Raw genomic sequence first — 15,725 nt, 5'->3', positions numbered from 1 at the left:
TACTCCTTTTATCTATTTTTCGTACTAATTTTTAAATTTATTAAGCTTCTAATAAAGCTTCTCTTTTTATATAACCTAAATCAGTTAGTATTTCTCTCATTTCATCTAATACAGCTTTAGATGCTGTAGTATTTGGTTTTATACTATTTCCAACTTCAAGTCCTATTAAATTACAAGCATCTTTAGTTCCTGCTGGGAATGATACTTTATCAAAAGTATTTCTAAAAGGTGTTAATTTAAATTGAGCTTCACAAGACCCTTCTATGTCCCCTGCCATATATTTGTCGTATATTTCAACAACTAATTCTGGTACTATATTTGCAGTTGATGCTATTGCTCCTACTGCTCCATATGCTAGTGAACCTAATATCATAGTATCTTTTCCTGCCATAACTTTGAAATCTTTATCTCTTGTAGTTCTTATGAACTCAGCAGTTAAAGTCATATTTCCACTAGTATCTTTTATACCTACTATGTTAGGTACATCTGCAAGTCTTTTTACTAAATTAACACTTAATCCATATCCAACTTTACCAGGGTTGTTGTATAAAAGTACTGGTAATTCTGGAGCAGTTTCAGCTATTGCAACTATATGTGCATATAACTCATCTTCAGTTGGTGATATGAACATTGGAGGTAGGATAGATAAACCATCCGCACCTTCTTCTATAGCCATTTTTGCAGTTTCTACACATTCTTTTGTAGTTATTCCAGCTATACCCATGTATACAGGTATTCTCTTAGCTGCAGTTTTTACCATACAAGCTAATGCTCTTCTTTGTTCCTTATAGTCTATTGCAAAGAATTCTCCGTTACTTCCAAAAGCAAGTATTCCATGTACTCCACCATCTATAACGTAATTTACCATTCTTGACATAGCTTCTTCATTTATACAATTATTTTCATCAACAGGAGTAACTATTGGAACAATTATCCCCTTTATTGAACTAGTATCCATTTTAATCCCCCTAAAATTAAGCAAGTACTGCTTGTTCTTCTCTTATTAAACAAGGTTTTTTATTATCAAATTTCCAATCTTTTATTAAGTATTGCATTCCTATACTATCATCTCTTGCTCCTAGGCAATGTTCATTGTATAGTGCATTTGCCTCCATTATTTTTTCCATATCTAACTCTATACCTAGACCAGCTTTTTTAGGAACAGCTATTTTACCACCTTTTATTTCATATGGTTGTTTTGTTAATCTATCTATTCCTTCTTGCCATATCCAGTGAGTATCTATTGCAGTTATTTCTCCTGGAACTGCTGCTGCAACATGAGTAAACATTGCAAGTGATATATCGAAGTGATTATTTGAGTGAGATCCCCAAGTTAATCCCCATTCATTACACATTTGACCAACTCTTACAGAACCTTGCATAGTCCAGAAATGTGGATCAGCAAGTGGTATATCTACTGATTGAACTTGTATAGAATGTTGCATTTGTCTCCAGTCAGTTGCTATCATATTTGTAGCAGTTTTTAAACCTGTAGCTCTTCTAAATTGAGCCATTATTTCTCTTCCTGAATAACCATCTTCAGCTCCACATGGATCTTCTGCATAAGCCAGTACATCTTGTTTTCCTTTACAAACTCTTATAGCATCTTTTAATGACCAACATCCATTTGGATCTATTGTAACTCTAGCATCTGGGAATCTATTTTTTATAGCTGTTATAGCTTCTATTTCTTGATCTGGTGTTAAAACTCCACCTTTTAATTTGAAATCTTTAAATCCATATTTTTCATGAGAAGCTTCTGCTAACTTAACTACTGCTTCTGGAGTTAAAGCTTCTTCAGTTCTAACTCTGTACCATTCACACTCTCCATCTTTTCCATCTAAGTATGGTAAATCAGTTTTATTTCTATCACCTACGTAGAATAAGTATCCTAAAGCTTCAACTTCTTCTCTTTGTTGACCTTCACCTAATAATGCAGCTACTGGTACATCTAAGTGTTGTCCTAATAAGTCAAGTAAAGCAGCTTCTAATGCTGTTACTGCATGAACTGTTATTCTTAAATCGAATGTTTGAAGTCCTCTACCAGCTGCATCTCTATCATTGAATTTATGACGAACTGTATTTAATATATTATTGTAATTACCTATACTTTGGCCTATTACTAATTCTTTAGCATCTTCTAATGTTTTACGTATTCCTTCTCCACCTGGAACTTCCCCAGCTCCTGTGTTTCCATTACTATCTTCTAATATAACTATATTTCTTGTGAAGAATGGTGAATGTGCTCCACTTAAATTAAGTAACATGCTATCATGTCCTGCTACTGGTATTACTTGCATTTTAGTTATTACTGGTGTTTTACTCATCGTAAATTTTCCCCCTAAAAGTTATATTTATTTAATCAAATTAATGGTGTTTGTATATTTTAAATTTAAACTAGCTTAATTTTTTTAATCAAGTTACTGGTGCTGGATTAAACACAGCTAATGCATTATATATTTTATGTTGATCTGCATAAGTTTTTTGTTTATCACTTGCAACATCTAATATTAAATTGAATATTTCCCAACCCACTTCTTCTATTGTTTTATGACCTGTTGCAATTGTTCCTGCATCTACATCTATTAAATCAAACCACTTTTCTTTAAGTGTTGAATTTGTTGATACCTTTATTACTGGAGATACATTCAAGTTATATGTAGTTCCTCTTCCAGTTGTAAATACTTGCATTGTTATTCCTGATGCTAATTGTTGAGTACCACATACGAAGTCACTTGCTGGAGTAGCCGCATATGTCATACCATGTTTTTTTATTCTTTCACCAGGAGATAGTACATCTACTATTCTAGTACTTCCTGATTTTGCTACTGAACCTAAGGCCTTATCAACTACATTTGATAATCCACCTTTTTTATTACCTGGAGACGGATTAGCATCTCTATCAACATCAGCTTGTTCTAAATAATTATCATACCATTTCATTTCAGATACAAGTTTTGAAAGTACTTCTTCATTAACAGTTCTTGGTGCTAATAAATGAACTGCATCTCTTATTTCAGTAACTTCTGAGAATATTACCTTAGCTCCTGCTCTTACTAATAAATCCGCAGCATATCCTACTGCTGGATTTGCTGTAACTCCAGAAAAAGCATCACTTCCTCCACATTGAAGTCCAACTACTAAATCAGATACTGGACATTCTACCCTAGTTCTTTCATTTAGTTTTTTTAGTTTAGTTTCAGCCTTAACCATTATTTCTTCAACCATAGCATTAAATCCATAGCAATCTTGTAGTATAACAAGGTTTTCCCTTTCTAACTCAGGAAATAACATATCTGGTACTAACTTCTCACAACCTAGTGATACTGTTAATATTTCTCCTCCAAAGTTAGCATTTTTAGCAAGATTCTTTATAGTTCTTATTGGAACTTCTGCTCCTTTACCTTTTATAGCTACCCCACATCCATAAAGATGATTTAAAGCAATAATATCATCTACATTTTCATACTTTGGTAGTACTTCTTTTTTCAATCTATCTACAGCAACATTTAGAACCCCTTCTGAACACTGAACTGTAGTTGTAATTCCTAGTATATTTTTTGTTCCAACACTTCCATCAGAGTTTTTATATCCCATGAAGGTATATCCTTCTAATGGTTCTATATTATTACCTATACATTCACTTTCTAATTCATCTAATGAGTATGCTCTTGGTAAGATTACTCTATCTTCTCTTAACCAACTTCCTTTTTGTATATCTTCTGTTGCGTATCCAATTACTTCACCATATCTAATTATAGGTTCATCTTTTTTTATATTATCAAGAGTTACCTTATTAGCTTCTGGTATATCTTGTAGCAATTCTAATCCATCTGAAAAAACAGTCCCTTTACTCAATCCCCCTTGATTAACGATTATGGCAACGTTATCCTTTGGATTTACTTTTATGTATAGAGGTTGTCTTTCATTAGTCATTTTACTCTCCATATAATCCCTCTTTTTCATATATACTAAATTAATATCTGATTTCTTATTTTTTACTTATATTTCTATATTTTTATTATAAAACTTCAGGGTTTTGTAATCATCGTTTCTTTGACCAATCTTTAACATTCTTTTTTAGTCATTTGCACAACCTTAGTTATAAAGTATATAAGCTGTATATAATTCTAATAAATCTAAAAAGTTTTTAGGATTTTTTCCTGTTAATGAATGTATTTTTTCTAACCTATAATTAAGCGTATTTCTATGAATATTAAGATTTTTAGAAATAGTATTTATTTCCCCACTGTTTTCTATATATGATAATATTGTATCTATTAAATCTAACTTATTACCCTCGTTTTTTAAAATTTCTATATGTCTTTTAAGTATTTCATTTCCTTTGCAAGTTGTTAAAGTTGACAAAAAATATAATTCTTCATACCTTAAAACTTTTTCATCCTTATTTAATGCTTTTCCTACCTTTATAGCTAAATCACCTTGTTTGACAGCAGTTGATATAAGTGCTTCTTTTAAACTTACACCTATTTCTACTTCTTCATTATATAAGATATCTATAATTATATTTTGTTTTGATGGTGTATTGACCAATACAACAAAAGTATTCTCAAAGTATTCAATTATAAACTCTTGTTTTTCTAAGAACATCCATAACTTATCTTTTATCTTTACATAATAATTAAAATCCTTATTTTTCATACTTATAACCAATGCAATTCTTGGTACATCTAAATTTATACCTAACTCATTAGATTCCTGTTTTATTCGCTCACTATACTCACCATCTAGTTGAGTTAATTCATATAAGAATTTATCTCTATGCATTTCAAAAGCTTTTTTCTTAGAAAAAATAAAATGCTCATTTACAAGTAATTCAGCTGTTATCCTTACTAATTCACCAAATTGTCTTATATCATCTGGATTCCCTGTAACCCCTATAACACCAATTGTTTCATTTGAAAACATTATAGGTAAATTTATACCAGCCTTCTCTTTATCAGTATCTTTGTGTATTTCTACACTCTTCTTTTCTTCTAAAACTAATAAAGCTCCACTATGTATTTTATTTAATCTACTTCTATCTCCACTTGCAATTATTACACCATCCTGATTCATAATATTTACATTATACGGTATAACTTTCATAACTCTATTAACTATACCTTGAGCTATTTTACTATCTATACTATGCATCCTATGTCCCCCTATTTACCCATAGTAAATAAATACAATTTTGTAGATTTGTACAATTATTTTATTTAATATTGATTTTACTATAATATAAACCATCCGTACACATTTTTATTATTTTTTTAACAATCTATATTATAACGATTTTTCAGGCATAGTACATCTTGTTTATATAAGCTAATATTATTTAAATTTCTAATAATCGTGCAATATTTTCTACTGTGTTTTCTATATTTTTTTTTCCTGTAACTAATGCTTTATCTAATGTCATTACACCTGGCATTATTGATAAAATTGAATTAAAACCTAATCCATATAACTCTTCTGTACCACTTCCAACATTTCCAGCTACTGCGATTACAGGAATATCATATTTTTTAGCTACTTGTGCTACACCATAAGGAGTTTTTCCAAACTTAGTCTGTCCGTCTATACTTCCTTCTCCAGTTAGTACATATGATGCTCCTTGAATTTTTGTATCTAAATTTGAATACTCTATAACAATGTCTATACCTGGTTTAAGCTCTCCATTGCAAAATGTTAATAATGCAAATCCTAAGCCACCTGCTGCTCCTGCACCTTTTTCATTTGCCATATCTTTGCCTAATTGTTCTTTAACTATTTGTGCATAATGACCAAGGTTCTTATCAAGGAGTTTTACTAAATCTGGAGTTGCTCCTTTTTGAGGTCCAAATATTGCAGAGGCTCCTTCTTCTCCTGTAAGTGTATTATTAACATCACATGCAACTTCTACCTTGACTTTATTTATTCTTTCATCAAATTTAGTTAAATCTATTCTATCTAATTTATCCAATGAGCCTCCACCAAAAGATAAGTCATTGCCTTCTTTATCTAAAAGTCTCCCCCCTAAAGCTTGTATCATACCTGCTCCACCATCGTTAGTAGCACTTCCACCTATTCCTATTATTATCTTTTTTACTCCCTTATTTAGAGCTTCCTTTATAACTTCTCCCGTTCCATAAGTAGTTGTAATTAAAGGATTTCTCTTTTCTTTTTCTACATAATGAATACCGCTAGCTTCTGCCATTTCAATTACTGCAGTTTCATTATCTCCTAATATTCCATACCTTGCATTTACAATTTTACCTAAAGGTCCTGTTACAGCAACTTCATATATTTTACCATCTGTCCCATCCACTAGAGATTGAACTGTTCCTTCTCCTCCATCTGCCATAGGAACTTTTACACATTCAGCATTCGGAAATACTTTTTTTATACCTATTTCCATAGCATCTGCTACTTCTTGTGCTGTCAAACTCTCTTTAAATGAGTCTGGTGCTAATACAAATTTCATACCATCCCCCCATAATATTTTTTATTTTATCTTTATATATAATATTTTAAATCATTTTAATATCGTTTTCATCGGCAGTTTACTAATATAATTTAATTTTTATTGTGCTTATGCACAAGAAATCCACATAAAAATAGTAATCCAATACTTTGAATATATATTTGACCTATTCAAAATATCAGATTACTATTTTTTATACTAAATATCTAAAGAACTATTTTATTATTTTATTTTCTCTAATAATTCTCTATATGATTGTATTTTATTCATAACTTCCTTTTTATCTGGTCTAAACTCAAGTCCATTACATAAACCTATTATTTTATTATTTATTAAAGTTTTTACTGATTCTAGTTCTAGGTCTGATAAATTTCTTTCAAATTCATTCATCCTCCGAGACCTCCTCATTATTTTGTATTTTCTGCGTATATCTAATTCAATTTTTATTATTTATTATACTCATATAATACCCATTTTTATACTTTATTATATTAACTAATTATGTAATTAGTTCCTTAATAAATAACCTAAACTTTTTAATATATAAAAATAGCGATAAACTGATATCAGCCTATCGCTATTTTTATATATTAAAAGAACAACATATTTGCTATTATAACTACAGTCAAAGCTGTTAATGAACCAACCATAGATACCCCAAATTTAGCATACATTTGATCTTTCATTTCTTTTAATCCATACATTCCATTAAATACCCAGAACCCACTATCATTAAAATAACTAAATGCTACCCCACCAGCACAAGTTGCCATAGCTGCGATTATTGGATCTAGTCCAACTACTGATAATAATGGTGCTGTTAAAGTTGCAGCTGTAGTTAATGCAACAGTAGCACTTCCTAAAGCTATTCTCATTAATGCTGCTATTATAAATGGTATTAATATAGCTGGTATTGGTAAATTTACAACCAACTCTCCTAATGCAGTTCCTATACCTGAATCTTTAACTATAAATCCTAATGCTCCACCAGCACCAGTGATTAACATTATCATACCTGTTGATTTTATTCCATCTTCCATATAACTCATAACTGTTGACTTATCTTTATCTCTAGCAAGACCATATACTGCTATAAGAACCCCCACTGATAAAGCAACTATTGGTGAACCAATAAAAGTTATTATTTGAGACTCTATACCTGAAAAACTACAAATTGTATTTGTAAATATCATTATTAATGGAACTAATATTGGTAAAACTGACATTAATAATGGTGGTAAATCTTTATTTTTCATTAGTTCTTCTACATTTTCTATTTCCTTTATATATTCTTTCTTAAAATCTTTTTTAGTATATCCATCACCATTATCATTTGGTATTTGGTATACTTTTGTTCCCATCCACTTACAGTAGAATATACAAGCTATAAAAGGTATTATTGTAACAAGTACACCAGAAAGTATCATCATACCAACATCTACCCCTAGTAAACCAGCAACTGTTAAAGGACCTGGTGTTGGCGGTACGAATGTATGTGTAAGTTGAAGACCTATTGCTAATGATAATCCTAAACTTACAGCTGATTTTCCGCTGACCTTAGAAAGCGCCTTCGCTAATGGTGTTAATATAACAAGAGCTGAATCTGCAAATACCGGTATAGAAACTATATATCCTGTAATTCCAAGCGCCCATTCTTCCTTCTTCTTACCTACAAGTTTTATTACTGAAAAAGCTAATTGTTCTGCTGCTCCTGACTTTTCAAGAACTGCACCCATCATTACTCCTAAGCCTATGATGATACCTGTACTGCTTAATGTGTTACCAAATCCTGTTGTTATTGAAGACAGTACTGATGATACGTCCATTCCCCCAATTAAACCTGTTATCATTGCTGCGAAAATTAATGCTAAAAATGTATGTACCTTTGTCTTCATAGATAAGAATATTAAAACTGCAATTCCTATTACTAACCCTAAAATCATTTGTGTACTACTTGCTTGTGGCATGATTTTACTCCTCCCCTATAATTGCTTATTTTTTAACATTTAAAATCATAATTAAACTTCTTTAAAATTTTCCAAATTTCTACACCTTTTATTAGAAAACCTTTTGTTTATATTAATATTATAAACGTTTTCCAAGTGTGTTTTCATCGTTCGTTTGACTGAAAATTAACACTTTTTTTTATGTTTTTGCATATATTTATATGTAATTTTTGTAAAATCTAACATAATTTCTAGCTTAAATAAGCAATCAACCTTTTTAGCACTATAAAATCTCATCTAAATATCTATTATAACATACGAAAAACCTTATCCATTAGTTGGATACGAATTTGAAATGCAAGAATCATATCTCTTCCAAAGTTAACTAAACCATGTAATAATATACTTGGAATAATAGATCCATTATATATTTTTTCATCAATATATCCTAACATCCACCCCGCTAAAGTTGGAATTATAAAGTAGCTAATAAGCAAGCTTACATTTATAGCTATTCCCATCAATAATCCCAATCCTATGTTCATTAATCCGAATAAAATTGACTGCATTAATATCCCATTATTATCTCCAAATTTTGCTATTAATTTTTTCCAATAAACCCTCTAAATAAAATCTCCTCACACAATCCATTTTGAATAAAACAAGTTATAAAACTTGGAATTATGGCTACAGGTACTAAGAAACTTCTTGGATTATTATTTTTATCTAATTTATGCCTTAACTCTACTGCTTTTAAAAATGTTTGCTGATATAAATCCTCTTTGTTCTGAGTAAGTTTTATACAAAATTTATATATAACATTTCCATACTCAGAAATAATATTTTCTATGTCTTCTAACTCCAATCTTATCACTACCTACACTTATTATTGTCATAACTTTATTATCGGTTCATTTTTAATATAAATTATTTTTAAAAACATAAAAAGAGCCAATAATACGTTTATTATTGGCTCTCTTATTATAATTTTAAATTATTATTATTTCTTTAAATTGTAGAAAGAGTTCATTCCACAGTATCTAGCTTGTTCTCCAACCATTTCTTCTATTCTTAATAATTGGTTGTACTTAGCTACTCTATCAGTTCTTGATGGAGCACCAGTTTTTATTTGTCCAGCATTTACAGCTACAGCTAAGTCAGCTATAGTAGTATCTTCTGTTTCTCCAGATCTGTGAGATATAACTGCAGTGTATCCAGCTCTCTTAGCCATTTCTATAGCATCTAAAGTTTCAGTTATTGTACCTATTTGGTTAACTTTAACTAATATAGAGTTAGCAACACCAGCTTCTATTCCTCTTTCTAATCTTTCAGTGTTAGTAACAAATAAGTCATCTCCAACTAATTGTAATTTCTTTCCTAATCTATCAGTTAATAACTTCCATCCATCCCAATCTTCTTCATCTAAACCATCTTCTATAGTTACTATTGGGAAGTTGTTAGCCCAATCTTCATATAAATCAACCATTTCAGCTGCAGTTAATTCTTTTCCTTCTCCAGCTAAAACATATTTTTTAGTTTCTTTGTTGTACATTTCTGTAGCAGCAACGTCAAGACCTAATCTTATATCGTCTCCTGGCTTGTATCCAGCTTTTTCTATAGCTTCAACTATTAATTCTAAAGCTTCTCTGTTTGATCCTAAGTTTGGAGCGAATCCACCTTCATCACCTACACCACAAGCAAGTCCTTTTTCTCCAAGAACTTTCTTTAATGAATGGAATACTTCTGCACCCATTCTTAAACCTTCTCTAAAGCTCTTAGCTCCTACTGGTAATATCATAAATTCTTGAACGTCAACGTTGTTATCAGCATGCTCTCCACCGTTTAATATGTTCATCATTGGTACTGGTAATTGCTTAGCATTTACTCCACCTATGTATTGGAATAATGGTAATCCTAATTCTTCAGCAGATGCTCTAGCAACAGCCATAGATACACCTAATATAGCATTAGCCCCTAATTTACCTTTATTGTGAGTTCCATCTAATTCTATCATAACTGCATCTATTGCAGGTTGATCTGTAGATTCCATTCCTTCTAATTCTGGAGCTATTATTTCATTAACGTTAGCAACAGCCTTTTCTACACCTTTTCCTAAGTATCTTCCTTTGTCACCATCTCTTAATTCAACAGCTTCAAAAGCCCCTGTAGATGCTCCAGATGGAACTATAGCTCTACCTATTACTCCACTTTCTAATGCTACCTCAACTTCTACAGTTGGATTACCTCTTGAGTCTAATACTTCTCTTGCGTATACTGATTCTATAACTGACATATTTATATCTCCCTTCAGATTTTATAATATAATAGTTAACCTCTTATACAATATAATACCCTTTCCCCTTTTTACATTTTAGAATAAATATTATTTGATGGATAAATTTTATATCTAGTTTTGTATTTGGGTAATTTATATAATATATTGTATATCTTGTAAACCTTATTTTATTTATATATTAATAATTATTTTTATTTAAATAATTATTTTTTTATTAATGAATGACCAGTCATTTCTTCTGGCTGTTCTAAATGCATCATATCTAATACAGTTGGTGCTATATCAGATAACCTTCCATCTTCTAGTAATGTAGATGTTTTAAATTCTTCACCTGCAACTATAAATGGTACTGGATTAGTAGAATGAGCTGTTATTGTTTTTCCAGACTCAACATCTTCCATTAATTCTGCATTTCCGTGGTCAGCTGTTATAATTGCGCTTCCACCTTTTTCTATTATTTTATCAACTAATTTTCCTACACAGCTATCAACTGTTTCTACTGCTTTTATAGCAGCTTCTACATTTCCTGTATGTCCAACCATATCAGGATTTGCAAAATTAACAACTATAAAGTCAAATTTATCTTCATCTATTTTAGCTACAACCTTTTCTAATAACTCACCAGCAGACATTTCTGGTTGTAAATCATAAGTTGCAACCTTTGGAGATGGTATTAATAATCTTTCTTCACCTTGGTTTGGTTCTTCAACTCCACCATTGAAGAAGAAAGTAACATGTGCATACTTTTCTGTTTCAGCAGCTCTTAATTGAACTTTTCCATTATTAGCTAGATACTCACCTAAAGTATTGCTTAATGATTGAGGTCCAAATGCTATATGAACATTTTTAATAGTTATATCATATTCAGTTAAGCATACAAAGAAAGTCTTCATACAAGGTCTTTCAAATCCTACAAATTCATCACAAACTAATGCTCTAGTTATTTGTCTAGCTCTGTCTGGTCTAAAGTTAAAGAATACTACAGAATCTCCTTCTTTTATAGTTCCAACAGGATTTTTATCCTTAACTATAACTGTTGGTAAAACGAATTCATCATTTTTACCTTCATTATAAGAGTTTTGAATAGCTTCAGTAGCAGAAGTAGCAGTTTCACCTTTTCCTTCTACCATTGCATCATATGCAAGTTGAACTCTTTCCCATCTCTTATCTCTGTCCATTGCGTAGTATCTACCACTTACAGAAGCAAATTCCCCTACACCTACTTCAGCCATAACTTCTTCAGCTTCTTTTACATATGTAATTGCACTTTGTGGATCAGTATCTCTACCGTCTGTAAATGCATGAACATATACTTTTTTTACACCTTTTTCTTTAGCCATTTTAACTAACGCTTTTAGGTGGTCTATATGTGAATGTACTCCACCATCAGATAATAATCCCATTATGTGAAGTGACTTATCAACTGCATTATCCATAGCTTGGCATAAAACTTCATTAGTAAAGAAGTCGCCATCTTCTATTGCTTTTGTTATTCTAGTTAAGTCTTGATATACTATTCTTCCTGCACCTATATTTGTGTGACCAACTTCTGAATTACCCATTTGTCCATTTGGTAATCCAACATCTAGACCACTCGCATTTATTAATGTGCTTGGATATTCTTTAGATATTCTATCTAAGTTAGGAGTGTTAGCCGCAGCTACAGCATTCCCTTTAGTTTCACTAGTATATCCATAACCATCCATTATGATTAAAGCAACTGGTTTTTTCATATTATTTCACTCCTTAGAAATTTACAAGCTTTACATAGTCGTCAGCAGCTAAACTAGCCCCACCAACTAAAGCCCCATCTATATCACTTTGTGCCATTATTTCAGCAACATTTGATGGTTTAACGCTTCCACCATATTGTATTCTAACATCTTGAGCTAACTCTCCATATAATCCTGCTACTACTTCTCTTATGTAAGATATAACATCATTAGCATCTTCAGCAGTTGCAGTTTTTCCAGTTCCTATAGCCCATATTGGTTCATAAGCTATAACAACCTTAGATATATCTTCTTTAGCTACATTTTTTAATCCCTCTTCAATTTGTATTTTACAATGAGCTTTAGTCTCTCCAGCTTCTCTTTGTTCTAGAGTTTCTCCACAGCAAAGTATTGGATCTATGCCATGTTCTAAAGCTTTTACTACCTTTTTGTTTACTGTTTCATTTGTTTCATTGAAATATTCTCTTCTCTCAGAGTGTCCTATAACCACGTAGTCAATTCCTATTTCCTTTAACATTCCAGGTGAAACTTCACCTGTAAAAGCTCCACTTTCTTCAAAATGCATATTTTGAGCTCCAATTTTTATGTCAGTTCCTTTTGTTGCTTCTTTTAAATCTTTTAAAGCTATGAACGGTGCGCATATTACTGCATCTACATTTTCATTGTTTACTCTTTCTTTAACATCATCAACAAAAGCTAAAGCCTCTGCTATAGTCTTATTCATTTTCCAGTTTCCAGCTATTATAGGTTTTCTCATTTTCAATTCCTCCACACTTTAATCAAGTCATTAGGAAAATTCATTCAAGGATAAATTTTCCTAAGCTTAATTATAACAAAATTTAAGGTAGTTTTATTAAAATAAAACTTCTGTGGTAACATATTTATAGTATCAAAATCGAGTACAATAAATACTCTATTGGTAATTGCAATTTCTTATTTATTATCTAAAGCTACTATTCCTGGTAATTCTTTTCCTTCTAAAAACTCTAATGATGCTCCTCCACCAGTAGAAACGTGAGTCATTTTATCTCCGAATCCTAATTGGTTAACAGCAGCAGCAGAGTCTCCTCCTCCTATTACTGTAGTTGCATCAGTTAAAGCAGCCATTGCTTTAGCTACTGCTAATGTACCTTCTGCAAAGTTAGCAAATTCGAAAACTCCCATTGGTCCATTCCATACTATTGTCCTAGAAGCATTTACTGTGTTTACATATTCTTCTATAGTTTTTGGTCCTATATCTAGACCCATATGTCCTGCTGGTATGTTAGCATCTTCAGTTATAACTGGAGTAACATCAGCAAATTTATCAGCAACAGCATTATCTATTGGTAATAATAATTTAACACCTTTAGCAGCTGCCTTTTCCATCATTTCTTTAGCATATTCTACTTTATCTTCTTCTACTAAAGAAGTTCCTATTTCATATCCTTGAGCTTTTAAGAATGTATAAGCCATTCCTCCACCAATTATTAAGTTATCAACTTTATCTAATAATTGATTTATAACAGCTATCTTATCAGAAACTTTTGCTCCACCTAATATAGCAGTGAAAGGTCTTACAGGATTAGCTACAGCTTCTCCTAAGAACTTTAATTCTTTTTGAATTAAGTATCCACAAGCTCTTTCTTGTAAGAATTCTCCAGCACCTACTGTTGAACAGTGAGCTCTATGAGCAGTACCGAATGCATCATTTACATATACTTCTGCTAAAGAAGCTAATTCTTTAGAGTAGTTTTCTTCATTTTTAGTTTCTTCTTTTCTATATCTAGTATTTTCTAATAATACTACATCACCATTTTGCATTTTAGCTACAGCAGCCTTTGCATTTTCTCCTACTACATTTTCGTCAGCAGCAAATACTACTTCTTGACCTAACATTTCAGATAATCTTTTTGCAACTGGTGCTAAAGATAATTCTGGCTTAGCTTCACCTTTTGGTTTCCCTAGATGAGAGCATAATATAACTTTAGCTCCTTGTTCTATTAGGTATTTTATCGTTGGTAATGCACCATTTAATCTATTTTCATCAGTTATAACTCCATCCTTTAAAGGTACATTGAAGTCACATCTTACTAATACTTTTTTTCCGTTCACATTTATATCTTCTATACTTTTTTTGTTAAGCATTGACATGTTGAGTTCTCCTTTCAAAACCGAATTCTTATAATATATCTTCCCCTTGTTTAAAAAAGTCCGGAGCCCGTAGTATAAAACTACAAACCCGGACTAGTTAAAACTACTTAGCTAAGTTAGCAAAGTATCCTAAAGTTCTTATTAATTGAGAAGTGTAAGACATTTCATTGTCATACCAAGAAACAACTTTAACTAATTGTTCTCCGTTTACTTCCATAACTTTTGTTTGAGTTGCATCGAATAATGATCCGTAGCTTATTCCTATTATATCAGAAGAAACTAATGGTTCTTCAGTGTATCCGAATGATTCATTTGAAGCAGCTTTCATAGCAGCATTTATTTCTTCTACAGTTACGTTCTTATCTAAAGTACAAACTAACTCAGTTATTGAACCAGTTACAACTGGAACTCTTTGAGCAGCTCCATCTAATTTACCTTTTAATTCAGGTATAACTAAACCTATAGCTTTTGCAGCTCCTGTAGTGTTAGGTACTATGTTAGAAGCAGCAGCTCTAGCTCTTCTTAAGTCACCTTTTGCATGAGGACCATCTAAAGTATTTTGGTCATTAGTGTATGCATGTATAGTAGTCATGAATCCTTTTTGTAATCCGAAAGCATCATTTAATGTTTTAGCCATTGGTGCTAAACAGTTAGTAGTACAAGAAGCTCCTGAGATTACAGTTTCAGTTCCATCTAATACATCATTGTTTACATTGTAAACTACAGTTTTTACATCCCCTGTTGCTGGTGCAGATATAACAACTTTCTTAGCTCCAGCTTCTAAGTGAAGACCAGCCTTTTCTTGAGAAGTAAAGAATCCAGTACACTCTAATACTATATCAACATTTAATTCTTTCCATGGTAAGTCTGCAGGATTTCTTTCAGCAGTTACTTTTATTTCTTGTCCGTTAACTACGAAAGCTCCGTCCTTAACTTCTATTTCACCATTGAATCTACCTTGAGCAGTATCATATTTAAATAAGTGTGCTAAAGTTTTAGCATCTGTTAAGTCGTTTATTGCAACAACTTCAAACTTATCAGTTTGCTCCATTAATTTTCTTAATGCAAGTCTTCCTATTCTCCCAAATCCATTTATAGCTACTTTAACCATCGTTCTACCTCCTAAGTGTATGCATATTTATAATATA

General features: G+C 31.5%; 14 protein-coding genes. All 14 read right to left on the bottom strand.

The features are described 5' to 3' along the window. Nucleotides 1-40: 40 nt before the first annotated feature. Complete coding sequence (locus H8923_RS09980; RefSeq protein ID WP_153973151.1) at nucleotides 41-958, bottom strand: dihydrodipicolinate synthase family protein; 918 nt, start codon at nucleotides 956-958, stop codon at nucleotides 41-43. A 16-nt stretch (nucleotides 959-974) separates the two neighbouring features. Further along, complete coding sequence (gene gudD, locus H8923_RS09975) at nucleotides 975-2,327, bottom strand: glucarate dehydratase (protein WP_153973150.1); 1,353 nt, start codon at nucleotides 2,325-2,327, stop codon at nucleotides 975-977. Between the two features lie 88 nt (nucleotides 2,328-2,415). Further along, nucleotides 2,416-3,948, bottom strand: a complete 1,533-nt coding sequence (gene garD / locus H8923_RS09970; protein ID WP_153973149.1) for a galactarate dehydratase — start codon at nucleotides 3,946-3,948, stop codon at nucleotides 2,416-2,418. Between the two features lie 150 nt (nucleotides 3,949-4,098). Continuing rightward, complete coding sequence (locus H8923_RS09965) at nucleotides 4,099-5,157, bottom strand: CdaR family transcriptional regulator (protein WP_153973148.1); 1,059 nt, start codon at nucleotides 5,155-5,157, stop codon at nucleotides 4,099-4,101. Nucleotides 5,158-5,341: 184 nt separating this feature from the next. Beyond that, nucleotides 5,342-6,469, bottom strand: coding sequence for a glycerate kinase family protein (locus tag H8923_RS09960; protein ID WP_153973147.1), 1,128 nt, complete (start codon nucleotides 6,467-6,469; stop codon nucleotides 5,342-5,344). A 222-nt stretch (nucleotides 6,470-6,691) separates the two neighbouring features. Beyond that, a complete protein-coding gene (locus H8923_RS09955; RefSeq protein ID WP_153973146.1) occupies nucleotides 6,692-6,859 on the bottom strand; it encodes a hypothetical protein in 168 nt (55 codons plus the stop codon). 200 nt (nucleotides 6,860-7,059) lie between these two features. Then, complete coding sequence (locus H8923_RS09950; protein ID WP_153973145.1) at nucleotides 7,060-8,436, bottom strand: GntP family permease; 1,377 nt, start codon at nucleotides 8,434-8,436, stop codon at nucleotides 7,060-7,062. Nucleotides 8,437-8,723: 287 nt separating this feature from the next. Beyond that, nucleotides 8,724-8,984, bottom strand: coding sequence for a CPBP family glutamic-type intramembrane protease (locus H8923_RS09945; protein ID WP_153973144.1), 261 nt, complete (start codon nucleotides 8,982-8,984; stop codon nucleotides 8,724-8,726). Between the two features lie 32 nt (nucleotides 8,985-9,016). After that, nucleotides 9,017-9,280, bottom strand: a complete 264-nt coding sequence (locus H8923_RS09940) for a sigma factor (RefSeq protein ID WP_153973143.1) — start codon at nucleotides 9,278-9,280, stop codon at nucleotides 9,017-9,019. Between the two features lie 135 nt (nucleotides 9,281-9,415). Next, complete coding sequence (gene eno, locus H8923_RS09935; protein WP_187127909.1) at nucleotides 9,416-10,708, bottom strand: phosphopyruvate hydratase; 1,293 nt, start codon at nucleotides 10,706-10,708, stop codon at nucleotides 9,416-9,418. A 206-nt stretch (nucleotides 10,709-10,914) separates the two neighbouring features. Further along, nucleotides 10,915-12,444: a 2,3-bisphosphoglycerate-independent phosphoglycerate mutase gene (gene gpmI, locus H8923_RS09930; RefSeq protein ID WP_153972190.1), complete on the bottom strand. Its 1,530-nt coding sequence runs from the start codon at nucleotides 12,442-12,444 to the stop codon at nucleotides 10,915-10,917. A 13-nt stretch (nucleotides 12,445-12,457) separates the two neighbouring features. After that, a complete protein-coding gene (gene tpiA / locus H8923_RS09925) occupies nucleotides 12,458-13,201 on the bottom strand; it encodes a triose-phosphate isomerase (protein WP_153972191.1) in 744 nt (247 codons plus the stop codon). 176 nt (nucleotides 13,202-13,377) lie between these two features. After that, a complete protein-coding gene (locus H8923_RS09920; RefSeq protein WP_153972192.1) occupies nucleotides 13,378-14,577 on the bottom strand; it encodes a phosphoglycerate kinase in 1,200 nt (399 codons plus the stop codon). A 103-nt stretch (nucleotides 14,578-14,680) separates the two neighbouring features. Then, nucleotides 14,681-15,688 carry a type I glyceraldehyde-3-phosphate dehydrogenase gene (gene gap / locus H8923_RS09915; protein ID WP_147539618.1) on the bottom strand — a complete coding sequence of 336 codons (1,008 nt, stop codon included), beginning with the start codon at nucleotides 15,686-15,688 and terminating at the stop codon, nucleotides 14,681-14,683. Nucleotides 15,689-15,725 lie beyond the last annotated feature (37 nt).

Origin of the sequence: Romboutsia faecis, assembly GCF_014323405.1 — a bacterium.
GTDB lineage: Bacteria > Bacillota > Clostridia > Peptostreptococcales > Peptostreptococcaceae > Romboutsia_E > Romboutsia_E faecis.
The sequence above is the reverse complement of the archived record's forward strand: the minus strand, read 5'-3'. Positions and strand labels throughout refer to the sequence as shown.